Origin of the sequence: Microcoleus sp. BM001215392, from assembly GCF_036700185.1 — a bacterium.
Lineage (GTDB): Bacteria > Cyanobacteriota > Cyanobacteriia > Cyanobacteriales > Microcoleaceae > Microcoleus.
Genome location: NZ_JAUBOJ010000054.1, coordinates 1 through 25,920, shown reverse-complemented (window position 1 = coordinate 25,920; position 25,920 = coordinate 1). Strand labels below are relative to the sequence as shown.

Annotated in this window: 24 protein-coding genes; 7 read left to right on the top strand and 17 right to left on the bottom strand. The window is 45.0% G+C overall.

Annotation, left to right across the window (positions count from 1 at the left end; genetic code table 11):
• Positions 1 to 204: 204 nt before the first annotated feature.
• Positions 205 to 894, top strand: coding sequence for an ABC transporter ATP-binding protein (locus tag QT974_RS09050; protein WP_333468174.1), 690 nt, complete (start codon positions 205 to 207; stop codon positions 892 to 894).
• 279 nt (positions 895 to 1,173) lie between these two features.
• On the opposite strand, the gene QT974_RS09045 is transcribed toward QT974_RS09050, so the two are convergent.
• From QT974_RS09045 to QT974_RS09000, 10 genes are all read right to left on the bottom strand, one after another.
• On the bottom strand, positions 1,174 to 2,949 hold the full coding sequence (locus QT974_RS09045; protein ID WP_333468173.1) for an ABC transporter ATP-binding protein/permease: 1,776 nt from the start codon (positions 2,947 to 2,949) through the stop codon (positions 1,174 to 1,176).
• Between the two features lie 418 nt (positions 2,950 to 3,367).
• The gene (locus tag QT974_RS09040; RefSeq protein WP_333468172.1) at positions 3,368 to 4,162 is read right to left on the bottom strand and encodes an SDR family NAD(P)-dependent oxidoreductase; all 795 of its coding nucleotides are present in this window, start codon (positions 4,160 to 4,162) and stop codon (positions 3,368 to 3,370) included.
• Positions 4,163 to 4,436: 274 nt separating this feature from the next.
• Positions 4,437 to 5,450 (bottom strand): NADP-dependent oxidoreductase, encoded by a 1,014-nt coding sequence (locus tag QT974_RS09035; RefSeq protein ID WP_333468171.1) that lies wholly within the window; start codon positions 5,448 to 5,450, stop codon positions 4,437 to 4,439.
• Positions 5,451 to 5,632: 182 nt separating this feature from the next.
• Complete coding sequence (locus tag QT974_RS09030; RefSeq protein ID WP_333468170.1) at positions 5,633 to 6,682, bottom strand: NAD(P)-dependent alcohol dehydrogenase; 1,050 nt, start codon at positions 6,680 to 6,682, stop codon at positions 5,633 to 5,635.
• Positions 6,683 to 6,970: 288 nt separating this feature from the next.
• Complete coding sequence (locus tag QT974_RS09025; RefSeq protein ID WP_333468169.1) at positions 6,971 to 7,954, bottom strand: aldo/keto reductase; 984 nt, start codon at positions 7,952 to 7,954, stop codon at positions 6,971 to 6,973.
• A gap of 173 nt (positions 7,955 to 8,127) precedes the next feature.
• Positions 8,128 to 8,541 carry a DUF5335 family protein gene (locus QT974_RS09020; protein WP_333468168.1) on the bottom strand — a complete coding sequence of 138 codons (414 nt, stop codon included), beginning with the start codon at positions 8,539 to 8,541 and terminating at the stop codon, positions 8,128 to 8,130.
• A gap of 74 nt (positions 8,542 to 8,615) precedes the next feature.
• Entirely contained in the window at positions 8,616 to 9,287 is a 672-nt protein-coding gene (locus QT974_RS09015) for a glutathione S-transferase (RefSeq protein WP_333468175.1), read from the bottom strand.
• Positions 9,288 to 9,773: 486 nt separating this feature from the next.
• Positions 9,774 to 9,929 (bottom strand): hypothetical protein, encoded by a 156-nt coding sequence (locus QT974_RS09010; protein WP_333468167.1) that lies wholly within the window; start codon positions 9,927 to 9,929, stop codon positions 9,774 to 9,776.
• A gap of 293 nt (positions 9,930 to 10,222) precedes the next feature.
• Positions 10,223 to 10,672, bottom strand: coding sequence for a pyridoxamine 5'-phosphate oxidase family protein (locus QT974_RS09005; RefSeq protein WP_333468166.1), 450 nt, complete (start codon positions 10,670 to 10,672; stop codon positions 10,223 to 10,225).
• 88 nt (positions 10,673 to 10,760) lie between these two features.
• Positions 10,761 to 11,669: a DMT family transporter gene (locus QT974_RS09000; RefSeq protein ID WP_333468165.1), complete on the bottom strand. Its 909-nt coding sequence runs from the start codon at positions 11,667 to 11,669 to the stop codon at positions 10,761 to 10,763.
• Between the two features lie 167 nt (positions 11,670 to 11,836).
• Between QT974_RS09000 and QT974_RS08995 the strand changes: the two genes are divergently transcribed.
• Positions 11,837 to 12,439 (top strand): glutathione S-transferase family protein, encoded by a 603-nt coding sequence (locus tag QT974_RS08995; protein ID WP_333468164.1) that lies wholly within the window; start codon positions 11,837 to 11,839, stop codon positions 12,437 to 12,439.
• A gap of 89 nt (positions 12,440 to 12,528) precedes the next feature.
• On the opposite strand, the gene QT974_RS08990 is transcribed toward QT974_RS08995, so the two are convergent.
• Both QT974_RS08990 and QT974_RS08985 read right to left on the bottom strand, forming a co-directional pair.
• Positions 12,529 to 13,542, bottom strand: coding sequence for a Gfo/Idh/MocA family protein (locus tag QT974_RS08990; RefSeq protein ID WP_333468163.1), 1,014 nt, complete (start codon positions 13,540 to 13,542; stop codon positions 12,529 to 12,531).
• 360 nt (positions 13,543 to 13,902) lie between these two features.
• Positions 13,903 to 14,031: a hypothetical protein gene (locus QT974_RS08985; RefSeq protein ID WP_333468162.1), complete on the bottom strand. Its 129-nt coding sequence runs from the start codon at positions 14,029 to 14,031 to the stop codon at positions 13,903 to 13,905.
• Positions 14,032 to 14,186: 155 nt separating this feature from the next.
• Here QT974_RS08985 and QT974_RS08980 point away from each other — a divergent pair, with 155 nt between their 5' ends.
• Positions 14,187 to 14,486, top strand: coding sequence for a ferredoxin (locus QT974_RS08980; protein ID WP_293129326.1), 300 nt, complete (start codon positions 14,187 to 14,189; stop codon positions 14,484 to 14,486).
• Between the two features lie 443 nt (positions 14,487 to 14,929).
• On the opposite strand, the gene QT974_RS08975 is transcribed toward QT974_RS08980, so the two are convergent.
• On the bottom strand, positions 14,930 to 16,585 hold the full coding sequence (locus QT974_RS08975) for a SpoIID/LytB domain-containing protein (protein ID WP_333468161.1): 1,656 nt from the start codon (positions 16,583 to 16,585) through the stop codon (positions 14,930 to 14,932).
• Positions 16,586 to 16,998: 413 nt separating this feature from the next.
• Positions 16,999 to 18,417: an NB-ARC domain-containing protein gene (locus QT974_RS08970; RefSeq protein WP_333468160.1), complete on the bottom strand. Its 1,419-nt coding sequence runs from the start codon at positions 18,415 to 18,417 to the stop codon at positions 16,999 to 17,001.
• 215 nt (positions 18,418 to 18,632) lie between these two features.
• On the opposite strand from QT974_RS08970, the gene QT974_RS08965 reads away from it, so the two are divergent.
• The 3 genes from QT974_RS08965 (at position 18,633) to QT974_RS08955 (ending at position 22,686) form a co-directional block, all read left to right on the top strand.
• Positions 18,633 to 20,090 carry a hypothetical protein gene (locus QT974_RS08965; protein ID WP_333468159.1) on the top strand — a complete coding sequence of 486 codons (1,458 nt, stop codon included), beginning with the start codon at positions 18,633 to 18,635 and terminating at the stop codon, positions 20,088 to 20,090.
• A gap of 106 nt (positions 20,091 to 20,196) precedes the next feature.
• Positions 20,197 to 21,828, top strand: coding sequence for a hypothetical protein (locus tag QT974_RS08960; RefSeq protein ID WP_333468158.1), 1,632 nt, complete (start codon positions 20,197 to 20,199; stop codon positions 21,826 to 21,828).
• Between the two features lie 54 nt (positions 21,829 to 21,882).
• The gene (locus QT974_RS08955; RefSeq protein WP_333468157.1) at positions 21,883 to 22,686 is read left to right on the top strand and encodes a hypothetical protein; all 804 of its coding nucleotides are present in this window, start codon (positions 21,883 to 21,885) and stop codon (positions 22,684 to 22,686) included.
• A gap of 100 nt (positions 22,687 to 22,786) precedes the next feature.
• On the opposite strand, the gene QT974_RS08950 is transcribed toward QT974_RS08955, so the two are convergent.
• From QT974_RS08950 to QT974_RS08940, 3 genes are all read right to left on the bottom strand, one after another.
• The gene (locus tag QT974_RS08950) at positions 22,787 to 23,191 is read right to left on the bottom strand and encodes a hypothetical protein (RefSeq protein WP_333468156.1); all 405 of its coding nucleotides are present in this window, start codon (positions 23,189 to 23,191) and stop codon (positions 22,787 to 22,789) included.
• Positions 23,166 to 23,798: a Panacea domain-containing protein gene (locus tag QT974_RS08945; RefSeq protein WP_333468155.1), complete on the bottom strand. Its 633-nt coding sequence runs from the start codon at positions 23,796 to 23,798 to the stop codon at positions 23,166 to 23,168. Before QT974_RS08945 ends, QT974_RS08950 begins: the two co-directional genes overlap by 26 nt.
• Before the next feature lie 326 nt (positions 23,799 to 24,124).
• Positions 24,125 to 25,312 carry a M20 family metallopeptidase gene (locus tag QT974_RS08940; RefSeq protein ID WP_333468154.1) on the bottom strand — a complete coding sequence of 396 codons (1,188 nt, stop codon included), beginning with the start codon at positions 25,310 to 25,312 and terminating at the stop codon, positions 24,125 to 24,127.
• 389 nt (positions 25,313 to 25,701) lie between these two features.
• On the opposite strand from QT974_RS08940, the gene QT974_RS08935 reads away from it, so the two are divergent.
• Positions 25,702 to 25,920, top strand: a 219-nt coding sequence (locus QT974_RS08935; protein ID WP_333468153.1) for a hypothetical protein, incomplete at its 3' end; no start/stop codon positions are given.

Here is a 25,920-nt window from a genome sequence, read left to right as displayed (position 1 = left end):
GTGCATCTCATTTTTGCAAATATATTCGTAGGGGCGAAGCATTTCGGTAGTAAATCTTTGATTCTCACTAATAAATTGTCTGCCGAAATGCTTCGCCCTTCCAACATAGAGTTGCTCCCGCCTTTGTTCCTAGGGCGATGGAAGCGTACTACGATCCACCTATAAAGGTGGGAGAATTTAACCCCTGATATTTGGTGAATAACTATGGCAACCATTATTCTGCTTAAAGACATTACCAAAACCTATCACTTGGAAACGATCGATGTTCCTGTCCTCAAGCGCGTTAATTTGTCGATCGAACAGGGCGAATATGTAGCGATTATGGGGGCTTCTGGTTCGGGAAAATCGACACTGATGAATATCATTGGTTGTCTCGATCGTCCCACAAGCGGGGAGTATTTCTTAGCAGGTATAAATCTCACAACCCTCGATGATGATGAACTTGCAGATATCCGCAATCAATACATTGGGTTCGTGTTTCAGCAGTTCAACCTATTACCACGGCTCACATCACTAGCGAATGTGATGCTACCGATGATTTATGCCGATGTCGATCGCTCCCAACGGATCGAGCAAGCTACCGAAGCATTAGTACAAGTCGGTTTGAGCGATCGACTCCAGAATAGTCCCCATCAGTTGTCAGGCGGACAGCAACAGCGAGTGGCGATCGCCCGTGCTTTAGTCAATCATCCAGCCTTAGTCTTGGCGGATGAACCAACTGGAGCACTGGATTCTCAAACCTCTCAAGAGATTATGGATCTGCTGACAGAATTAAATCAACAAGGTACAACGATCGCGATCGTCACCCATGATGCTGATGTCGCCGCGAGGACAAAACGGGTGATTCGGATGGTGGATGGAGTAATTGTTGAGAATGCGCGATCGTCGAAGTAAATTTTCGCTATTAATCTCAAAATCAGGACACTACAGCGCCCCTTGGTGTCAACTTAAGTGTCAGCCCACCAAGTCCTCCCGCCCACCCGGCAGTCCGCCAGGGGTTTAAACCCCTGTCTAATAGCACAAGTCCTCTAAAGAGGACTGAAGAACTCATGAGTCCTCTTTAGAGGACTTTAGCTTTGAGGCAGGGGTTTCAACCCTTGCCGGACTATGGGTTGTACCTTAAGTTGACACCAATGGGCAGTGCCGTTTCCCTACAATTAATCGGGGTAGGGACTAAGGCACTGCCGTCTCCTCCATTTCTATCTTGATATCTTCAACAACAAGATTATCAGAAGGCAAAATAGCTAGAACTTCAGAAGCTTTTAAATACCAGGTGCGATCGGCGGTCAAATCCAAAATAGTTTGGTGATAATTACTCAAACTTTCTCGATGTCCAATGCTCAAAAATGTCATGCCAGAGGCTTGTAACTGTTGGTATAAGTGTTTTTCATTACTAGAGTCAAGGGCGCTAGTAGCCTCATCTAAAATTGCATAACTAGGTTTGTTGAGCAGCAGGCGTGCGAAAATTAGGCGCTGTTGTTCTCCCAAAGATAGAAGCTCCGCCCAGTTTTGTTCTGTGTTAAATCCTCCATACATTTGTTCTAAGTTGGGTAAATTTACCTGGAGCAAAATTTCCCTGAGCTGCGAATCTTCAACTTCCAAATTCATATTTGGATACAGCATTTGATCTCGTAACGTCCCTAAAATCATGTAAGGTCGCTGCGACAAAAACAACATTTGATCAAGGGTCGGTCGCAAAATTTTACCAGTACCTGCATCCCACAGTCCAACGATCGCCCTTAGCAAAGAACTCTTGCCGCAACCGCTAGGCCCTCTCACCAGCAAACCTTCGCCAGTAGAGAGTTTCACGGATAGATCCTCCACCAAAGTCCGTTGGCGGTTAGGTGTTTGGAGGGTCATGTTTTCGATCGCCAGTCGATCGGCAATTTCAGTTTTGATACTTGTTTTCTCAACGCCCTCAGACTCCTGAGAAGTTAAGTGATGAGTTTCCAAACACTCTAAAAAGGTGTACAAACGCTCGACACCCGCGCCAAAAGTAGCAAGGGATTGAAAGCGTGCCACAATTAGATTGAGCGAGAAAAAGACTCGAATGAAAGCTCCTTGCGCCTCGGTAACTTTACCAACTTCTAAATCACCCGCAAAAATGCCGGGAGCGACTACAATTGCTGGCAAAATGAACGGGATAAATTCATAGGCGTTAGTCAGGATATTGAGATTCAACTCCCAAAAAATCAAGCGCTTGAAATTATCAAAAGCTTCGACAAATCTGCCTTTAATTTGAGCTGACTCGCGCGGTTCTCCCTGGTAAAAGGCGATCGCCTCCGCATTTTCTCGCACCCGCACTAAACTAAACCGAAAATCGGCCTCTTTTTTAAGCTGCCCAAAATTGAGTCGCATTAAGGGCTTCCCGAATACCCCAACCGTCGCCAAGGTTCCAACCAGGGCGTAGAGCACCAAAAACAAGATTAACGGCTGAGAAATGCCCCAGAGCACCCCACTAAATGCCGCTACAGCTAACAACGAATCAACTACTACTAGCAGTAGCTTTAACGATTCTTGGGTAAAACTTTTAACATCTTCAGCAATCCGCTGATCGGGGTTATCGATGTCAGCATCGGCATGATTGAGATTGTAAAATGCCCGATTCTGGAAATAGCGATCGACAAAATAGTTAGTCAGCCAGCGCCGCCATTCCAAGCCCAGGCGATCGCGCAAATAATCATAGCCCGCATATAGTGGTGCATAAACGACTAATGTGCCGGCAAAAATTAGAATTGTTTGCCAAAATCTAGCTTCATCGTGAGCAGACAATGCCGAGATTAGCTCGCCTCGCTTGTTGTTGAGCAGCACGCTTAGTCCCGTGTAGCCAAACGACAACAGGATGACTAATAGCAATAAGCCGCGCGCGCGCCATTTTTCATCGCTTGACCAGTAAGATTTGGCGATCGACCAGAACTGTTTGAGTATAGTTAGATTAAATCGTTGCATTACTTTTATTCAGACAAATTTGCTCACCTATTTAATATAATAGGAAAATAGGATTGAAAGCGCAAAAATTCCAAATCTTGGCTTGGAAAAATAGCAGGTGTGTTAAACTGTGTCCAGGAAAGATGGCAGCGCGATCGGCAAGGAGTAGTAGCGGAACATCGCCCCTCGTTCCATAAATTGCTCCATCACCAGCAATCTTTTAGAGCAAGATAGTGATTAGAATGCGGATAAATAACCAAACTAGGATAAATTTACTGGGTTTGAGCGATCGCCTAAAACTCACGACTCACAGTAATAGCGATCGCTTTAGGGTGAGTTAATGAAATGTAACGCTCCTTATTTTTGTTTGAATGAAAGCATTCTGTTCAAAAATGTAGGGAATGAGAGATTTTTCCAGCACATCAAGGTAAAAACTTCGTTACACAATCGATCGCACTACTCCACCCTCGACTCGCAGGGCAGCACCATTAATCGCAGAAGCTAAGGGACTGGCAACAAACGCAACTAACGCAGCAACTTCAGACGTTGAAGCAAATCGCTGAATCAGCGAAGATGGACGCATCTTAGTAAAAAACTCTTTCTCAACTTGTTCGATCGAAATATTTTGATCCTTAGATAATCCCTGGATAAAGTTTTCCACACCTTCAGAACGGGTTGGGCCCGGCAATACCGTATTTACAGTTACATGACTGCCCGCAGTTGTTTCCGCCAAACCGCGACTCAATGCCAATTGTGCAGTTTTGGTAACGCCATAGTGAATCATTTCGGCGGGAATATTCAAGCCAGATTCACTAGAGATGAAAATAATCCGTCCCCAATCTTGCTTCAGCATCAGCGGCAAATAATGGCGCGAGAGCCGAACACCGCTCATCACGTTCACTTCCAGAATATTCATCCACTCTTCATCGGAGATATCTGCAAATGCTTTGGAGGCATAAATTCCTAAGTTATTCACCAAAATGTTGACGAATGGCACTTTTTGAAGCAACAATTCAACGCCTGCTTGCGTTCCCAAATCGGCAGCAATTCCCTGAAGTTTGGCATTCGGGACACTTTGCTGAATGCGATCGATCGCATTGTTTACGCGTTCTTGCGTTCTGCCATTGACAATTACCGTCGCTCCTTCTTCAGCAAGTGTGGTAACAATTGCCAGTCCAATTCCACCCGTTGAACCGCTGACCAATGCAACCTTGCCTGATAGTTTGAGATCCATACTTTAGTTAAACCAAATAACGTCAAATAATTCTCTACGGCTGTGCCCATTCCATTGTCGCCACCATTAGTGTCAACTCAAGCTGTGAGTCCGCCAAATCGCTCTCGCCCACCCGGCACCGACAGGGAATTAATTCCCCCTCTTATAGCGAAAGTCCTCTCAAAGAGGACTAATTAGTTGAAAATTCTTCTCTTCAGTCCTCTTTGAGAGGACTTTCGCTTTGAGGCAGGGGTTTCAACCCTTGCCGGACTATTGGTTGTACCTTAAGTTGACACTAATTAGTCGCCACCTCATCCAATTTTACCACCATTTTGCCAAGATTTTTGCCTTCAAAAAGACCTATGAACGCATCTACGGCTTGGTCAATTCCTACTACCACTGTTTCCTGGTTTTTTAATTTTCCAGCTTGGAAATAACCGCCAACTTCCCGCTCAAATTCGCTTTGACGATCGAGCCAATCACTAACGATCAGCCCTTTCATCGTCAACCGTTTGCCAATCATATTAAACAGATTGTTCGGGCCTGGCTGCGGCTTGTTGTAACCAGAGATGCTGCCACAAGCGACAATCCTGCCGTGCACGCGCAAGGCTGACAGCGCCGCTTCCAGGGTTTCGCCTCCTACATTGTCGAAATAAACATCAATTCCGTCTGGTGCTTCGCGGTTGAGTTGTTCGAGGACTGGGCCGGAATTGTAATTGAAAGCGCGATCGAATCCGCATTCTTCCAGCAGAAACTTGACTTTTTCGGCGGAACCTGCTGAGCCGATGACCTGACAGCCGCGCAGTTTTGCCAATTGTCCCGCCACACTTCCCACCGCGCCGGCGGCACCGGAAATAAAAATTACGTCGCCTGCTTTGACATCTACCAAATTCAACCCCACCCAAGCCGTCATCCCCGTCATCCCCAGGGCACCGAGATAAACCGATAGCGGTTGAATTTCGCTGCTGACGGGATGCAACTCTTTCGGCGCTGCGGTGAAGTATTCCCGCCAGCCAAAGTTGGAAGTGACGACATCGCCGGGCTTGAATTCCTGGGCGCGGGATTCGATGACTTCGCCGACTGCGCCGCCTTGTAGCGGTTTGCCTAACTCGAAGGGCGGCACATATGATTTGCTTTCGTTCATGCGTCCGCGCATATAGGGATCTACCGAAATGTAGAGATTGCGAACGAGTATTTGTCCGTCTTGAATTGGGTGGAGTTGGGTTTGGGCGATCGTAAAGTTAGCTGCGGTTGGCATTCCGTTGGGGCGGGAGACTAGGTGAATTTCGCGGCTGATGATATCTGTCATAATTTTTATCCTTGATGTTAATTAAACAATTGACATTTGACAGTTGACTGTCAAGTGGAAAGCGTGAGGTTTTTCTATGGGGATTTATATCAGGTTCGGTCGATTACTATAACAAAAACAGTTCGTAGTGTGGAATGCAAGTCCGCAATAAAGAGCGGACTTGCATTCCACACTACAAACCTTTACCCGGCCTCTTGCAACGATGCCATATCAATAACGAAGCGATATTTCACGTCGCTTTTCACCAGGCGATCGTAGGCTTCATTGATTTTCTGAATGGGGATGAGTTCGATATCCGAAGTGATGTTATGCTTGCCGCAGAAATCCAGCATTTCCTGAGTTTCTTTGATGCCACCAATCAGGGAGCCACCGAGAGTGCGCCGACCAAAAATCAAGGTACTGACATTCAGAGAAAGCGGTTTTTCCGGTACGCCGACCTGGGTGAGGTTGCCATCGCGTTTTAATAGCAGCAGGTAGGCGTTGATGTCGTGTTGCGCCGATACAGTGTCGAGAATGAAATCGAAACTATTCAAATGTTTTTTCATCTCGTCGGCATTCTTGGAATTGACGACTTCATCTGCTCCCAGGCGCAGGGCATCTTCAACTTTGTTCGATGAGGTGGTGAATACGACGACATGGGCGCCCAAAGCTTTCGCCAATTTCACCCCCATGTGTCCCAGTCCGCCGAGTCCCACAACACCAACTTTTTGACCTTTGGTAACATTGTGGCGGTGCAATGGGGAATAAGTGGTGATTCCAGCGCAAAGCAGCGGGGCGACGGCGGCGAGATTCAAATTCTTTGGAACTTGCAGCACAAACGCTTCATCTACGACGATGCTGTCAGAGTATCCCCCGAAAGTCGTGCCACCAACGTGTTTGTCGGGGGAGTTGTATGTGAAAGTCACATTGTCGCAGAACTGTTCCAAGTCTTCCTCGCAGTTGGCACAAGTGCGGCAGGAATCGACCATGCAACCGACTCCTGCGGTGTCGCCTTCCTTAAATTTTTTGACGTGCGCGCCAACTTTTACAACCCGTCCGACGATTTCGTGACCGGGCACGCAAGGGTATGTGGTGTTTTGCCATTCGTTGCGGGCGGTATGCAAGTCGGAGTGACACACGCCGCAATATAGAATTTCGATCTGCACATCGTGCTCGCCGACATCGCGGCGTTGAAAGTTGAAGGGTGCGAGTGGATTCGTGGCGTTTTGGGCGGCGTAGGCATTTGTTTTCATGGATTGTGCTCGTGAGGATTTGTTGATAATTTCGGGTGCATCTCAATGAGTGCAAGGGCGAAGCATTCCGGCAGACAATTTATTAGTGAGAAGCAAAGATTTACTGCCGGAATGCTTCGCCCCTACGAATATATTTGCACTCATTGAGATGCACCCAGAATTTCGCAGTAAAGTGCGTATCTGCTAATTTGACTGCTATGCAATAGACATCTGGCAAAAAGCCTTTCTTGAACAGGCAGGATGCCTGTTCCACAATTATGGGAGAGGTCTAATTACTAGCGCCAAATTCTAACGATTGACGCTGCTCATGTCGGGGTAGCGATCGCCCACCGCAATTCCCAACGGAAGTGCTTTGGCGATTTGGTCTAGTTCGGCTTGAGTCAGCGTTATCTCTGCGGCGGCAATGTTTTCTTCGAGATAGGTGCGGCGTTTGGTACCTGGAATCGGCACGATGTCTTCGCCTTGGGCTAATACCCAAGCCAGGGCCAACTGTCCGGCTTTGATGCCTTTAGTAGCTGCCATTTGCTCGATCTTCTCGACGAGTTCCAGATTTTGCTGGATATTCTCGGCTTGAAAGCGAGGATATCTTTGCGATCGATAGTCTCCTTCCGATAGCGTATCGAGGCTCTTGATTTTGCCCGTCAGGAACCCGCGCCCGAGGGGGCTGTAAGGCACAAAGCCAATCCCTAACTCCCGACAAGTGGGCAAAATCTCGGTTTCTGGTTCCCGACTCCACAGCGAATATTCCGTCTGAAGTGCGGAAATCGGATGCACTGCTTGAGCGCGGCGGATGGTGTTGGTGGCGGCTTCGGAAAGGCCGAGGTAGCGCACTTTTCCGGCTTGGACGAGTTCTGCCATTGCGCCGACGGTTTCTTCGATCGGAGTATTGGGATCGACTCGGTGCTGGTAGTAAAGGTCGATCGTCTCGACGCCCAAACGCTTGAGACTGGCATCACAACAAGAGCGGACATATTCGGGTTTGCCGTTGACGCCCTGAAAACTGCCGTCGCTACCGCGCACGTTGCCGAACTTGGTGGCGACGATCGCTCGATCGCGACAGTCTTTAATCGCTTTACCCACTAATTCCTCATTGTGACCGACACCGTACATATCAGCCGTGTCTAGCAAAGTCACGCCTAGTTCTAAGGCGCGGTGAATTGTGGCGATCGATTCTGACTCATCGGTTGTCCCGTAGAATTCGGACATCCCCATGCAGCCGAGTCCTAGTTCCGAGACGATTAATCCTTGATTCCCCAGTTTTCGCTGTTTCATGTTCTGTCACTCTCAAGTTCTTGACGTGTCGGACGGATGATGATTTGATTCACATCAACATCACCCGGCTGCTCGATAACATACGCGATCGCGCCAGCAATGTCATCTGCATCAATAGCGATTTCATAAAGTGCATTGATGTTCGCTGCTGAAATCAGGATTATTCAACCAGCTCAACTAGCTTGTAGCTGGATCAATGTTTGCGTCCCAGCAGCGTCACTAATCCGCAGCGCTACGATCGCACCGTTTGAGTTTTGTCCGGTTAAAACTTCTGTGGGCGAATCGACCGTGTGAGCGTAAGTCACCTGATCTTTACCCACTTCAATTACCAAATCATCTCCTTTGCCAGGGCGATCGTAAACAATTGCATGAAGAGGTGCATTCTTAATGACTTCTGCATCACCTGCTTCTGCATCGATGATTTCGATCGAAATATGCCGTCCCCGATTGCCATCGGTAAACTGATCGAAAAATTCACCCCACCGCTCGCGAGGCACTGATTTGTTTATATCAATTTTGTTGGTCATTTCCATGTTATTCACCATGATGATTGTTTGTGAAAAAGTAGTGTAAAGCAGCCGAGACATGAAATAGTTACTAAGTACAAAAGTGGAATTAAACGGAAGTTGACTGTAGGGTAGAAATTGCCAACCCTGTCAAGTTAACTCGCAACTTTGTACGCGCCGCCTCGTTCTAATGCTCGTTGATAAGCTGGGCGGGTGTGAATGCGATCGAGAAAGTCCATCAATTTTGGTCGGCTGGCATCTAAACCTCCTCGCGCAACTGCTATCTCGATCGGAAAGCTAATCTGAATATCGGCTGCGGTGAATTCATTTCCCACAAACCACAAGCTTTTTCCTAGCTCTGCTTCCAGGTAATCAAGATGCTGCTTGATTTGAGGTTCGATGAACGAAGTTTTGGTACGACTGGCGATCGATCGCGCGATCGGTTTGAGAAAAAACGGCATGGGCTGCTGCTCTATGCGATCGAAGACCAACTTCAATAGCAGCGGCGGCATAGCTGAACCTTCGGCATAATGCAGCCAGTAAGTATATCGCAGGCGATCGGATGTATCGGGTGGAGGGGCAAACTTTCCTGTACCATATTTGTCAACCAGATACTCAATGATGGCTCCCGACTCTGCCAAAGTTAGCGCCCCGTCCGTTATAACTGGCGATTTACCGAGTGGGTGTACCTGACGCAGGGATGCTGGCGCTAGTAGGGTTTCGGGGTCACGCTCGTAATGCTTGATGTCATACTCCAGTCCCAGTTCCTCTAGCAACCACAAGATGCGCTGGGAACGAGAATTATTCAAATGGTGGACGATTATCATCAGTTTCAATAGTTGGAGGACGGTTACGGTTGGCGATCGCACGTAATATCAATTCCGGCTACGCTGGAATGATATAGAGTGACAAGACAGTCGTTTCCCTACCATGATTTATTGTAGTTTTGTCCCTGATTTCGGGTTATATTAATTCCGATGCCAGCGGAATTGATATAAATCACTGATTTTCCCCAAGTGCGATCGCTTTGACTCGACTCGCCAACTGAATCTTAACAATAATTACCGAATATAACCTCTACCTTTTGATTGAATATTTATAGAAACTGCCGCATATAATCTCTACCTTTTGAATGTTTTAATAAAATTCTATCTCAAACAAAAATAGCGGAATAATCTGCATTACTTCGCTCAAAAAAATCTCTCCTAAATTAGGTAAAATTCGCGCATTTGAAAAGCAAAAGTCAGGAAACGGCACTGCCGTTTCCCTACAATTAATCGGCGTAGGGAAACGGCACTGCCGTTTCCTCCTGGCTACTTCTGCGTAGTTCCCGCAGCAGTTGTGGCATCCAATCTGGTGCTAATCGCTTTCAAGGTAGCTGCTTCGGCTTCTTCCATCGTCGCCATTGCGAATAAGATCGCTGTATTGGCATAGTCCTCAGCTTTAGTTGAGTCTATGAGAGTTGTCAATAGTGTGATTAAATTGCTATCCGAACACAAAAGTGACATTATCTACTATTGTGCTGGTGAAAAACTGAAATAACTCTTTGATGTCGCTGAGTTATTGTTTTTCATATTAGCTTTAAATTGTGAAGGAAATCTGAGGTTTTCGTAAGATAAATATATCGCTGATTTATTACTCTAGCGAGGCGTTTTGGCGCATCAGAACGGTTGGGTTTACCCGCAGATTTGTAGAGTTCGTATGCAGTATTGGGATCGAAAGTCGCAACCATATTTCTGTTTCCTCTGAAATATCTCGGTTGTTAGCGACTGCTGACTCCATCAGTCGTGCGCCCGCTCATCTCACTCGCATCAATGCGGTAAATTGCGATCGCCTCGGAACGTCCCTGACTATCGATCCAGGTGCGATTGATCGCAGGTGAAAGTGTGGGATTGCGCTCTTTGACGAGGTGCATTACTCGATCGATATCTGCTTGCTCTGTCACACGCAAAGCTCGACCATTGACGATCGCGCTGCGCCAGTGAAGTGGCTCGCGTATTTCTTCAACTTGCAAACAAATTTCTGGATTCGCATCAAGATCGTGAGTCTTCATGCCGATCGTGGTAAACAGGTAAATGTCCTCTGCTTCGAGATAATAATTCATGGGGATTACGTAGGGCTTGCCTTCGTGGATGCAGCCCAGATGACCGTATCCTACTTTGTGTAGGAGTTCGTGTATTTCTTTTGAACTCATTTCATCAATATCTAACATTAGTATTTTCCTAAAGGTTTAGTTAATTGTTTGTATTTAATACAAATAGTCCCAGCTTTACATCTGTCATTAGATAGAGTCGAGATCCTCACAAATCTTCTGCGCGCTTAATTGAGGCTTTTTTACCCACAGCTACGCTCGCCACAACCAAACAAGCGGTGCCAAGGGCGATGGGCTCCAGAGTTTCACCAAGCAAAATAGCCGAAGCCAGCAGCGTCAAAAATGGTTGCAACAACTGAATTTGACCTACCCGTGCAACTCCACCCATCGCCATCCCGTGATACCAGGCAAAAAAGGCGATAAATTGACTGAAAATACTCACGTAAGCAAAACCCAACCAGGCGATGGGTTCCGCAATCAACCCATGTTTAAATACCACAAATATTGTCGGTAAAACCTCAAAAGGAGCGACGATAACCAAGGCCCAACAGATAACTTGCCAGCCACCTAAAGTCTTAGCCAACTGTCCCCCTTCAGCATAGCCAAAAGCAGCAGCAATTACAGAGCCAAACAGCGCTAAATCTGCAAGCTGCAACTGTCCCGCACCGCTAATAATTCCAAAACCGACAACAGTTGCACTACCGACAATGCTAGCCATCCAAAAAGTGAAGTCAGGGCGATCGCCTGCTCGCACAACCCCCGCAATTGCTGTCGCCAAAGGCAACAATCCCAACACCACAGCACCGTGGGCGGCAGGTACTTGCTGCATAGCCCAAGCCGATAGTACCGGAAATCCCAAAACAACTCCCAATCCGACAACCGACAAACTCCGAAATTGCTGTTTTGAAGGAAGAGTTTGATGCGTGAACCACAGAGTAAATGCCGCGAGTATAGCTGCTACCAATCCGCGTCCCAAACCTACAAACAGCGGATCTAAATCGATTACAGCAGCTCTAGTTGCAGGTAGTGTCAAGCTGAATCCAACTACGCCGATAAAACCGTAGATTAAGCCGATATTTTCCGAAGTTAAGTGAGAATTTTTACTGTCAAATTTCATTGAGTCTCCAATATCCACGAACTTCGATCTGGGTTGCACATTAACCATATTACTTCTGAAAGTAGCAATTCTGATCTTACCCACCAATGCTACAATAATCTGTAAACTTCTCTCGTTCTCAACTCTGCGCTCTCTGCGCTCTCTGCGCTCTCTGCGGTAAAAAAAAGATGTTTAAACTTTACGAGTATTCTCCGTCTGGGAATTGCTACAAAATCCGCTTGCTCTTAAATCAGCTTAATCTTCCCTTCGATAAAATCGAAATTGACATTCTCATAGGAGAAAGTCGAACTCCTGAGTTTTTGCTAAAAAATCCTAACGGGCGTATTCCTGTTTTAGAAATAGAACCGGATAAATTTATCTTTGAATCAAATGCAATTATGTTTTATTTGAGCGAAGGAACAGAGTTTTTCCCCACAGATAAATTTGAACGCGCTCAAGTTATGCAGTGGTTATTTTTTGAACAGTACAGCCACGAACCTTTTATTGCGACTTCTCGCTTTTGGTACATGACAGGAAAAGCTGAAGAATATCAAGAAGCACTCCAACAAAAACAAGCGCCCGGTTATGCTGCTTTGGGCGTGATGGAACAGTATTTAGCAAACCATGACTTTTTTGCGGGCGATCGCTATACGATTGCTGACATCGGTTTATTTGCTTACACGCACGTTGCGGGCGAAGGCGGATTTGATTTAACCAGATTTCCAGCAATTCAAGCTTGGATCGATCGCGTAAAAAGTCAGCCTGGATATATCAGCATTGTACATAAATAAAAGTTGTTCGCAGTCAGGATGAAGAATCCTGATTTACTACAAACATCAACTGAGGACTGAAGTCATCACTACAAACTTATGATGTCCAATCATAAATTACCCATCGCTACATTTTGCCTAGTTTCGCTCGATCGTTTGGCAGCATCAGCAACCTTCAAAGCGTACAAACTATTTGTATTTTCGACATATAAAGGCGTACCGTTTAACAAACAATCTAACACCATCTCCGTATCTCTAGCAAACAAACCGCGGCGCGTTCCTACTTTGAGAGTTTGCCGATTTTCTCCCTGAATTAATTGACCGGATTCGGGAGTAAAAATCAACGTTCCGGCTTCTCCGTAGATGGTAAAAATGTTTTCTGACTGGGAAAAAGTCTCGCCTTTTCCATAAACAGCTTCAGCGAGTACGCCATTGGTAAAGCGCAACTGTGCGTTGCACAAACAAGCTTTGTATAAATCCGGCTGTGTGTCCCAAAATTGAGTTTGACAGTTAACGGTTGCGACTTCTCCGAACAAATCAGTAAATCGGTGGAGTCGAGAGATGGCGCCGATTAAGGGAAAACCAAATAACGAATGTTGAAAAGTCCAGCGCTCAGGTGCGGAGCGCTGGGGCGTAATCGTGACGTAGCGGGCGTAAAAAACTTTACCGATTAATGGTAAGGATTCTTTGATGGAGCAGTGCAAACCGCCTAACAGTTCGATGTGTTCGATGTGGAGGAGTTTTTGGTTTTGGGTGGCAAGCTCGATCGCCCTTTCGCCCTCAAATACCTCTAAAGATAGAGGATATTCGACCACAACGTGCTTCTGATTTTCCAGCGCCGCCAGGACGATCGCCCCGTGATCTCGGTTCACGGTACAGACAATTACCAAATCTAAATCGGATCTTTCTACCAGCTTGCGCCAAGAAACCTCAGCTTCCGCCCCAAATTCCTGACAAAATGCTGCGGTTTTCTCCGGGTTGCGGCCCGCGACTGCTACTAAGTTCGATCGCGCGTCAGCTACCAGCGTCTGGGCTCTCAACTTAGCCGCAAAACCAGTACCCACAATCCCAACCCGAATTGGAGAATTTACTGCAAAACCAAAGCCAGTATTAATTTGAGTCATAGGATTTTAGATTTTAGATTTTAGTATAGTTAAAGACTTGCACCCAAGTCTGGTGCGGTATATCGCAACCGCCACATGGGTTAGGACAGAAACGATCTGATAAATAAAGCCCGTACCTGTTAAGCATAAATCGTTTGATGCCGGTACTGTACAACAGTGCAACAGTCCGCCCAACGACTGGGCTGACTGTCAAGCGGTCAACCCTTCGACTTCGCTCGGGGAGCGAGCTGTCAACTGTCCACTGTCCACTGTCAACTGTCCACTCTTCACGACTGCGGGGACAAACTCAAGTAAGTCTGGCTGATAGTCGATCGGGCGATGGCGTACCAAATACCCTGTTTTCCGGCTGTATTTAGCCGCTCAAACCAAGATTTTTCCTAGAAACTTGGTGGTTTGGCGCCAAGGGAGCCACAAGACGATCGCACCGCCGAACCCAAGATAGATATAAGCAATCAAGATGAAATTAGAAAAAGTTATAACTAATCCCATTCAAATTTTTTGTAAATGAGTGTTGCAACCTTACTTCTTTCCCCTACTATCATAGAGGGAACGAACCTAACAGCTAACCTCAGAGCTAATAAAGCCTTGAACGTTGCATTAGGAAAAATTATTAAATTTGTTGAATTTTTGAGAGGATTTAGTGCATGGCAACTTACAAAGTTACCCTCATCAGCGAAGCCGAAGGAATTAACCAGACCATTGACGTTGATGATGATACTTACATTCTTGATGCAGCAGAAGAAGCAGGACTCGACCTCCCGTATTCTTGCCGCGCTGGAGCTTGCTCCACCTGCGCTGGCAAAATTACTGCTGGCGAAATTGACCAATCTGACCAATCTTTCTTGGATGACGACCAAATCGAGGCCGGATTTGTTCTGACCTGCGTCGCTTATCCTAAGTCTGATTGTACGATCGAAACTCACCAAGAAGAATCTCTCTACTAAGAAAGGATTCACAGGCGCGGTGCGCTAATTAACCCGGTTTCTGGTTTTCGTAATTGAGATATTTCCGCTCAATTACGTTAAGAAACTGGGTTTTTGCATTGAAAGACGGCGAGAGAGATAAGACAGCGGTTAGAAACCCCCCGGTTTTCTTGTCCCAAGCGTGTTGTCTTATAAACCAATATGCTTGGGTTAACACTGTTTATCGCCCGGAGATCCCCCTCGCATCCCCCGCATCGTTGCGGGGACGAAAGAGAAGATTCTTGTTCCCCCCTTGGGAAGGGGGGTTAGGGGGGATCTGTCTTAACCCAAGCCTATTGTCTTATAAACTAGACTTGAATTGCATAAGTCTTTGATTGATACAGAAACCGCAGATGTCAGACAGATAAACGCAGATAAACGCAGATAATTTCAGGGTGTTTTCCGATTTTTGCAATTCAAGTCTACTATTCCCGCCAAAATGTAATGGAATCGTTGAGGGGCACAACTTGAGCGCCGGGAAAATAAAAACTCAGAATACGATCGCCATTCCAGCCCAAATTAGCTAAATTGTAAGAACCAGTTTGACTCATTCCCACGCCGTGTCCGAAACCGCCTCCGACAAAAGCATAACCGTTGAGAGTTTTGTCTGGATTGTAAATTGGATCTAGGTAAAACAGCGTGCTAATCGGCGGATAAAAAGCATTGCGAATCTCGTCTTTGTCAATATCGATGGGGCCCAAATCAGTTTGTACCTTCATCTGCAAAACTCGACCAGCGGCCGATCTTTCTACCACTTCAACTTTTGTGAGAGTCTTAAAATTAGCTAGCGGGTGCTTTTTCTTCTGAAGATACTGTCGCATAAATCCACCAATCGATGTCAGCGAGACTTCTTCGCGCCAGCGGAAGGTTTCTTCTTTTTCCTCATTAAAGCCTGCTTTGAGAGTCATAAAGCGGCGGAAGTTGGTTTCGTCAGACAAGCTCTGCTTTGTCAAATCCCAGAGGTTTTTGGGGGAATCGACGATCGATCGCAAATATGGACGTTCCGGGCCGTGCCACACATCGCCAAAAGTTGCCGTCACGCCGCCGCTAGATGCCGAATAGAGCGCGTCTACGAGCTGATTTTCGTAAGTTAGGACTAAACCTGCTGTTTGGGCGATCGCGCGATCGCTTTGCGGGAAAACCTCCGTCAAACCCTTATAAACTTGACAGTTAACATCAGCGCACAACTCGTAATTATCCACAGCAAACCGGCGCAAATTTCTCAGCGCGTAAGTTCTCGCCAAAATAGTTTGAGCGACAATCGAAGCGTAGGGCGCAAAAGCGCCAATTTCGTGAGGAACAACACCGCGCAAATAAGTTTCAGTCGGCACATTATTGACTAAAGTATAAGTACCGTAAGAATTTTTTTGTAAGTGCAAACTGCCACCGTAACGGCGAGTTTGTTGAATAGCTTTTTCTGGGTCGGTAGCTGTCGCCTCTTGGGTAGTTTGTTCCAACACCTCAATTACATTTTTGCCAGCCGTGACATCCAGCTCATTGCGGTTGAAACGAAAGCCATTTAACAGCCAAAACGTTTGAGGTATTTGTTTAAAAACTTTCGTATCTAAAAAAGCTGTTTTGTTACCTTGAGCTTGCAAACTTTGCAACAGCCAGCGCCGCACCAAAGGAGAATTGTAAGTATCTCTTTTCGCCCAAACTTGCCAGCGCAAAGGTTGAGCAATTTCCACATCAATACCCTTAGCGCGCCACTGATTGGCACTATCTTCTGCACTCTCAAAACTGCGGTGGGAGCTCAGAACAACTCGTTCTTCTACTAATGGCGCTTCCAGAGGTTTATTGGCTATTTCTAGCTTGATGCTGGCGGTAGTTTTGGTTTCTATGCCTTGGGGAGTTTTGTAACTTAATGTTAAGCTGTCGCCCGGTAAAGCTTTCAGCGTTAGTTTATCGGTAGGTTTAGTGCCAAACCGCTGCACCACGCCGATTTTGATGACTCTATTTTGGGGAGTTTGGGCGTATCCAGCAGCGTTGGAAAGGGGCAACAGGCACAATGCGGTGAAAACAGTGCTAGAAATGCAGCTAAACCATTTGTAATTGGGAGTTGGAGGTGCTTGAGGGAACACGGTTATCTATCTCCCGATAGTTGAAATTTGGGGATTTGCGATCGTACGTTAGCACATTTGGCCGCTGCTATAGGGGAATTACCGAAGATTAGCTGGTTTGGTTCGTTAAACCGATAGTCCGACAGGGGTTGAAACCCCTGCCTCAAAGCGAAAGTCCTCTCAAAGAGGACTAATGAATTATTCAGTCCTCTTTGAGAGGACTTTCGCTATAAGAGGGGGAATTCATTCCCTGGCTCCAGTGCCGGGTGGGCGGGAGGACTGGCGGACAAAAAGCTTAAGTAGCGACGCATCAGACAAAATAGTCGTAGGGTGTGGCTCCCTCGAAAATCCCTAAAAAAGAGCGATAATCTCGCAGGCGACGCACCTGACAAAGTAGAAACCCGGTTTCTAGCCTCCCATGATTCGCCCTGAAACTATCCAACCTTTAGGAAGTGGTTTTTCACATACTCCATCAATACAGGCTGGAGTGTGAAAAGCGTTTTCTCACCTTGTTTCACTTTTTCAATTAATAAACGCCGTCCCAAGGATTGCACAGCTTGCAATAAGGCTGATGGGGATAATTCGAGATGGGCTGAAAATTTTGATATTTCAACTGGTGCGGCTTCACTAGCTAACCAGGATATCACTTGTTTTTCTGATTCAGATAGGCGATCGCACTGCTGGTGCAGCAAAGATTCTAAATCACCTAAAAATAGGGTATCATAGGAGAGAAACTCGGAAACGCTGCCGCCGAATAAATCTTGAATTATATTTGCAACTATATTTAACCAGAGGGGATTGCCTCGGTAAAGGTCAATCAGTTGTGACCATTTCTCCTCTTCAGCTAATGTTTTTTCTCTGAATATTTCCCCTGCTTCCGCGCCTAAACCGTTGAGTTGCAGCGATTTGCAAGGGCGATTTTCGCCTTCTAGGGCGGCAATTTCTCTGGGCTTTTCCCAACTCAACAGGATTAAGCAACTGTTGTGGGATGACTCGGCTATTTGTTTGAAGAATGTGCCGTAATTTTCATAGCCTGGTTGGTAGTGGCCTGCGAGTTGTCCGCTGCTGAAAATGGTTTGTATGTCATCGAGGATTAGGAGACAGCGGGATGAACGCAAATATTCTAGTAGTGGCAATCCCCCTGCGATCGCCCTTTCTTCGGCGGAGAGGGCGGGGACGGGGGCACCGCCCCTACAGAATTGAATTAAGTCAGTTTGGAGTGATGCTAGCGGTGGAGAGTTGCGGAGGCTTCGCCAGATAGTGCGATCGAATTCCTGTTGAATTTGCGGGATTAGTTGGAGTGTAAGGGCGGTTTTGCCAATACCGGATAAGCCGTATATGGTGATGAGGCGGGTGCGGCCCAAAATCCAGTTTTCGAGGGTGGTGAGTTCGGATGTGCGGTTATAGAATAGGTTGGGTTCTGGCGCGTCGGATAAATCTAAATGTATTTTATGTTCGGAATTGCTTGTTTTTTCGTTAAATCTATCCTTGTCTTGCAGTTCAGATTGTGAGACTTCTGGAGAGTGCAAACTTTCAGCAGAGATGTTGCCAATATGGATGCAGCCATTCCCGACGAGTGAGACAATATTAGAAGCTTGTAAGTTTTCCAGTTTAGCTCGAAAATTGGCTTTACATACTTGTTCCTCACCTAATGCCACTGATAGAAGTTTCCATAATTTAAAGCCAACTTCTTTAACATATTTCTCTGAACGGTTGTGATGCTGTGCAATTTCTTTATATTTCTGATTGTCCCAAGCGCCACGTAATATAGCTTTTTGCAGACTATCTAAGTGTTTTCCCGTAGTAGTCAAAGCTAGATGGTCTACAAATTCTAAAGCTTCTTCAACGTCCATTGGTCAGGCATATGCAAGGGGTTGACCTGATTGTAACCCAACTAAATATGACTTTTTCAGTAGCAACCAACTAAATGTGACTTTTTATGACCTAGTTGGGATGGAAAAAACTACTAAATATGACTTTATATGGCTTGAAAATTTTGGGCAATTAGGAAATAATTTATACTTAAAGCACAAAATATTAGGCTCAGCGCTAGTTGTATCTACCTGTTATGACACAGCAGAATATTCTGGAACTCGCGAAACAGGGAGATGCAAAGGCGATCGCGCTTCTGCTGAACCGCCAGCTACAACCCAAGGGCATCACCGCCGCAGCTTCCCTTAAGGATGGTTGTTTGCAGGTGATGCTGGAAGCGGCAGAAGCGCCTAATCAGCAAGCCCTAGCTGCGTGGGTGAGTAAGTCGATCGCTGGTTTGGGGGCTGCATCGATTGAGAAAGTCAAGGTTTACGGGCGACAGACGGGCGCAAAGGTGCCGGCGTGGAGTCAAGAGTTTGAAGTAGCGGGGCAAAATTTGCCTGTTACGGATGTTACAGAGGGGCGAGCAAGTTCTAGTGAAAATACGGAGTCAAATGAGCTTAGTTTGAAGGAACGCGCTAAGCTTGGCGATGTGGAGGCGATCGCATCTCTGTTAAATCTGCCGTTGCAAAATAAAGGGATTAGTGCGACTGCGAGTTTGCAAGATGGTTGTTTACAGGTGATGCTGGAGTCGGATGTGGTTCCTGATGAGGAAGCGGCTGTTAGGATTGTCCGCAGGGAGTTGACGAATTTGAAGGCGGGGGCGATCGCTTTTGTGAAGGTTTACGGGCAGCAGGCGGGTGAAGATTTCCCGGCTTGGAATCGAGAGTTTGAGTTGGTGGCACGAGCAAGTCAATCCTCCCATAATCTAGGAGTGAATACTACAAATCGGCTTTCTGCTAATAATTCGTATGCAGAAACAAGCCAGGAGCAATCCTCAATACAAATTCTTAATGAAACCTCAACAGAAATATTATCAGACAATCAATGGAATGTTGCATTTATCATCCTGAGTGTAATAGCATTTTTCATGTTTTTTGTGAATTCCACCTTGGCAGTTATTCTAGCTATTGCAGCAAGTATTGCTTATGTAAAGTATCAAAATACTCCGACTGGGAAAGCTGTTGCTGCTAAGCGAGAGCTAGAAGCTTTACAAAGGGCTGAAGAAGCTGAACAGAAAAGGTTAAGGCAGGAAGAACAAAAAATAATTTTGATTGAGGCGGCTCAATCCGAAGCTAAATTATTAACAACTAATCTGGCCCATACCGCCTTGGATGAATTTAGAAAAGTGAATGCTAGATTAAGCATAGGCGTCAACTATGTGGATTTAGCAGGTGTGATAACTCCAGCTAAATGGGCAACTCAGAAGTTTGAAAAGTCCAAGGATTATAATGTTTCCCCATACTTAAGTGAACTTATAAGTAAAAATATGTTATATTATGAAATTTCTCAGGAATGCTTTCAACAAAAAGTAGCGCATAAACCTTTAAGTTCACAATTCCGAGCAATTATACAAGCTGAATTTCCAGAATTAAAAGGCTTAATTATTTCTTTTAGTTCGGACTCAGTTATCAGTAAACTTTGGCAAAAAGCTTACCGTTATTCCGATGAAATAGAAACAATACTTGAATCATCAAACAATCTTAGTGGCTAGATAGTTTGGATTTTGTAAAATAAATTTAAATTTAATTAAGGATAAAAAGTGGGAGCTAAACTTGTCTTTGGGTTATTAATTGATAATATTTAAAGGAGAGTAAATCATGGCTGACATTGAAAACCTTGTAAACCAACTGCCAGAAATTGCAGACGCAATGAAACTTACTATTGGCAATCCTAGCGAAATCCGATGTGAAATTGGGAAGATTGATAATCTTCAAAATCGACTAAATTATATTGAAAAGGAACTTGAAGAAGTCTTAAATGATGAGAGATTCAATAAAGGATTTTTGGGAGCGATACCTTGGTTAGGAACAGTTGCCAGCTTCTTCATACCTGGTGGATTTTTAGTAGATGCACTTGTCACAGCGGGGAGCGGCTTGCTTGCAGACAAATTGGGCGATCCCGATAAAGAAACATCCCTGGTTGACTTAATAGAAAGTGTTGAACATTTAATTGATTTTGGTCAGATCCTTAAGAATATAGCCGAGATAATTTTAAATGATTCGCACTTATTAAGTAAGCTAGAGTTAGAAAGAACATTTAAAACTTTACCTGACGAAATTAGAAAAATTGATGAAGCTTTAAGGATTCACTTTGACTTTGATGAAGAGGAAGCTTTAAAGCAACAGCTTCAACAAATAAAGGGAGCTCAAGAACAGCTAAAACAGGTTCAGCCAAAACTAGATACTATCCTACATAATTTTGAAAGTGATGAGCTTATTGATTTCGTAAAAGCTTTGATTTCTTACTTTGGGGAATCAGTTTTTGCGATAGAATGGTTGGACGAAGGGGGAGAAGTTATTATATCTTCTAAGGGTGAGATTAGAACTGTTGAAAGTATCATTAATGAATGTGTATATTTAAAAGAAAGAGCTAATACTTTACTTCACGGTGCTAATAGCTTAAGAGGACAGGCTGAACAATCTCTTAAACAGCTAGAAAAAGAACGCCGTCAGCAGGAACAAAAAAAACCTAGTCGTAAGCAAAGCGAAAGATCCACACAGATAGGAGAATCTCTAAATCCTATTGACCGTACCATGTCTTCAGAGCAAAAACGCGGGGGTAGGCGTGGCTGGATACTGATACTATCCACACTGACTCTAGGAGCTTTGGGTTTTGTCGGGTGGAAAACTACCTTTCAGATTTCACCGAGTCAGCAGACAATAGCAAATTCTGGAATTCCTCTAAATATTGAGGAGCAAAAACCAAATGCTGAAGCTTCACCCACCTTAACACCGGCTCCTCAGCCAGACCCAACAGCAACAAATTTAGCCGCAGCTCAAAAACTAGCAATGGAAGCTGCCGTTATGACTCAAAATCCACCTCATCCACTAGAAAATTGGCAGCAAGTACAAGGGAAGTGGCAGGAATCAATCAAATTGTTAGAGGCAATTCCAGACAGTTCGCCTGTTGCAACTCAAGCTCAAGAAAAGCTAACTGTTTATCGAACTAACTATCAGGCGATTACTAATAGAATTGTCACTGAACAGAAAGCAGCCACTAATTTTGAAGCCGCCCAAAAACTAGCATGGGAAGCCGCCGTCCTGGTGAATAATCCACCTCATCCTAAAGAAGTCTGGCAGAATGCTCAATCAAAACTGCAGCAGGCGATCAACTTGTTAAGTTCTATTCCTCAAGGTACATTTGTGGAAGATCAAGCTAAACAAAAGCTTGCTGATTATCAAAACAACTACACGCTAATAAGCAACAGAATTAAAACAGAATCGCCCTGATTTTATCCAGGAAGATTCAAGATTTTAAACCCATCTTTTACTCATAAAATAGCTATGACCGACTATCCTCTAAGCGCAAATATTTACACTGATCACTCTAAGATAGAAATTACTTCTCTTGAGGTGAGTCATAAATTATCATTTAGCCATATTAAAGCAGCAGCTCACTTTGCAAAGTTAAGTTATGAAATAGAAGATAAGTATGATGACAGCCAAGATTCATCAGAGTTGTTTGAGAAACATAGATCGTATGTTATAGGCTCCATAATCACTACAGTCTCCTATCTTGAGGCTACAATCAACGAATTGTTTACGGATGTAGCAGATGGCGTTTATTCAAATGGTTTGGATCATAATGTCATAGCATTGATGGCTAGAATGTGGAAACTTGAAATTAAGCCACCAAATAAGACCAAAGTCGCCAAAATTTATAGTCCATTAGATGATCTTAAGCCTTCTGTACTACAAAAGTTTCAAATTGCTCTTACTTTAGCAGGCAAAGATCTGTTCGATACCGGAAAAGCTCCCTACCAAGATGTTGATTATCTAATTCTACTTCGCAACGCTCTCATCCATTATAAGCCTGAGTGGATTGGAACTGGAGAAAAGTATAAAGATACCTTGAGTGAGAAACTCAGGAAAAAGCTAGAAAGTAGAATCCAAACAATTAACCCAATGACACGAGAAGGAAGCCTTTTTTTCCCGCACCAGTGTCTGGGATATGGTTGTGCTAAGTGGGCGGTTGAATCTTCTGTAAAGTTCACTAATGAGTTCTTTTCTAAAATAGGCTTACCTTCTAACCTAAATCAAGATGACCAATTAAGTTTGAAATTACCAGAGATTAAGCCCAAACCCTAGCTGCTGATATCCTAGTTACTAGAAATCGCGATCGCCCTTACGTCCCAAATTGTCACAAAGTGCGATCGCCCCTCGCCTCTCTTTTTCAAAAAAGCACTGCTTACTGATAAAGATTGTGATTTGGATCTAACCAAACAATATAAAACACATCTTCAATAAAGAATCCATGCACTCGACCGTGTTCGTTCGTTGAAAGAGAAAACTGATAAGGAACTGTTACCAATTCTTTTTCATTCGGGATACCAAACCCATTTGGTTCGGTTGTTTCTCGCCACTTAATCGGATGACAGCGAAGAGATTGACTGCGATTCATCTTTACTTCTTGTGCTGTTAATGTCGATAAATCGCGCAATCTTTCCAGAAAAGCAGTAAAATAATTCGGATCGCGATCGCGAATTGAGAATTTTTCATTCTGAGTTTGCAGGTACTTGAACGAAAATCCCAGACTTTCCGGCGGTTTCCCTTGAGAAGGAACAATTTTAGGCTGAGGTTTCTTCTTTGACACGATCCGAATAATATTGTTTCATCGATTCTTGAGAAATAATGGTATGACAAGATTCGTCTCTGGGTAAATTCCCTCTCGCTTCTAGCCAAGGCATTTCACCGCAAATCATTCGTTCCAAAGTTTCATCATCGTACTCAAAGTATGCCTCAGCAACTTCTTCGATAAATTCCCCAATTTTTTGGGGAAGTTTCGGTTGTTCGATTTTTTTGGCAATTGGTTCCCAGCTAAATTGGCTTTGATACTCCTCTAGTAGAGCGGGAATCACTGGGCCGTGAATCCACGCTTGAAAATCCGCATTAAAGAGTGGCGTGCCATAAATTGCTAAATGCCAAGCTTGAGCGTAGTACATTAGTTTTTGTAGCTTGTAAGCATTTATTTCTACATCAGATTGCGAAGCTAACCAAATGAAATAATTTGCAATCTCGCCATCGCTCAGTGTTTCCGAATTGGTTGAAACAGCAACAACTTTCAGTTCACCCTTAGCTAGATGTTCCAATAGTTCAGAAACAGACAAGTTGAATTGTTTAGCAATTTGCTCAACTTTTTGCCAGACTGGATAATTTACAGTTACTTGATATTCAGTTTTGATTGAAGGAGCTTGGGTCATGGCTAGCATTTCTTAGCGGTGACTTAAATAATTATAGCAGATAGTTTTACAAGATTCGTAATTAAAGTTATAGTATAAAGCTCTTCATTACCTGTTATGCTTAACTTGTAATTGAGTATCATAACTTGGCTGTACAATCAAGGGTTTTAGTTTTTATTGTAGGGTGTCCAGCGGCTGAATGTGGCGATCGCAGACTAAACATTTTTCCCCGCTGGGCACCCTACGGTTAGTTAGCTATTTGGTAGGGTGCGTTGCTATTAGATTGTCGCTATTAGTTGAGGGATTGTCGATCGCGACACACCCTACAACTACGATTAGAAACGATATCACTTACTTGCTTGCTGTTTCCAATATTGACAAGCAGCATAGGCTAAGGTGACAGCGCCGGTGACAATAGAGGCTTCATCCACCTCAAACTGCGGGTGGTGCAGGGGATAGTTGGGTTTGTCAGCCAGTCCCACTCCCAAGCGAAACATGGTTCCCGGTGCGTGTTCTAAATACATTGAAAAATCTTCCGCGCCGAGGGATGGTTCTGGTAAAATTTGAACGCGCGATCGACCTAAAGCTTCCAAAGCCGTCGCTTCGAGTAATTGAGTGAGACTGGGATCGTTTTGCACTCCCGGTACACCGCGTTTGTAGTTGAGTTCATATTTCGCGCCGTAAGTTTCACAGACGCCAGCCACAATTTGTTCGATCCAAGCCGGCAGTTTTTCGTGGGTTTCGGGATGGAGCGATCGCACCGTGCCCAATAATTTTACGCGATCGGCAATCACGTTTGGCGCGCGTCCGCCGCTAATTTGCCCGATCGTCAAAACCACAGGCCTCAAAGGATTTTGCGTGCGACTAATCGCCTGCTGCAAAGTAGTAATAATCTGAGAAGCGATCCAAATTGCATCGATCGCCTCATGGGGACGCGCGCCGTGGCCGGATTCGCCAATTACAATCACTTCTAGGTCATCCGCCGCCGCCGTCAGGGCCCCGTGGCGGATACCAATACAACCGCCCGGAATCGTCGGAAAAACGTGCACTCCGAGGATGCCATCAACATCTTGCATCGCCCCATCTGCAATCATCCAGCGGGCGCCTTGGGCTATCTCCTCCGCCGGCTGAAACAAGAAACGGACGTTACCAGAAAATTTTTCTTTTAACTCAGACAATATCATCGCCGCGCCCAAACCAACCGTAGTGTGGATGTCGTGGCCGCAAGCGTGCATCACTCCCTCGTTGCGCGAGGCAAATTCTAAGTGAGTGCGTTCTTGAATCGGTAAGGCGTCCATATCGGTGCGAATTGCCAACCAGCCGGACTCGCTGCTGTTACCTTTGAGTTCGCCGATGACTCCTGTTTTGCCGATTCCTTCCGTGGCGCGGACTCCGCTGGAAGCGAGCACTCCGGCTACGTAGGCTGCGGTTTGATACTCTTGGCCGCTGAGTTCGGGGTGCGAGTGGATGTGGCGGCGAATTTCGATGAGGCGGGGTACGAGGGTGGCTGCTAGTTCTTGGATGCGGGCAAGCATGGATTATGTTGGGGAGAGCTTTAATTTACTAGGGTAACGTAAATGCTTGGGTGTGACACTGAGATTTTTTTTATTAACCGCAGAGGGCGCAGAGGACGCAGAGAGAAGAGGGAAAAGAGAGTTAGGTAGAGATGGGTAATAGGAGTTTATAGTCTAGGTTTGAATGCGGTTTTTAGTTGAGAATATTTTCTATGATTAGTTTTGGATTTTGGAATGTGCTTATTGTCATTACAGTCGCTTTTTTCCTCAATCGTAGTTGGCGACTAGATTGCGATAGAAAAGCATGGCAAGATTCTTTATTTTTAAAACACCCTTCTATCCAAAAGTTGAGTCGTTTTTTTTCTAAACCTATTGTTAACTTTATTTGTCAAACAATTATTGTATTAATTGTGACCAGATTCCTCTGTTATACAGGTTGGCTGGTTTACGATCTAACTCATCGACCAGAACCGCCTTACTGGGATTTTAAGTGGTTTTATGTTGCGAGTAAATTAGCCCACCAGCATTTGAGTCCGTTTAATGTCGAAGTATTTAACAAAGGTTTCTGTAGCATCACCAAGGTGTGCGGGTTAATTCCATCTTTTGTTTATCCACCTAATATCATTCCT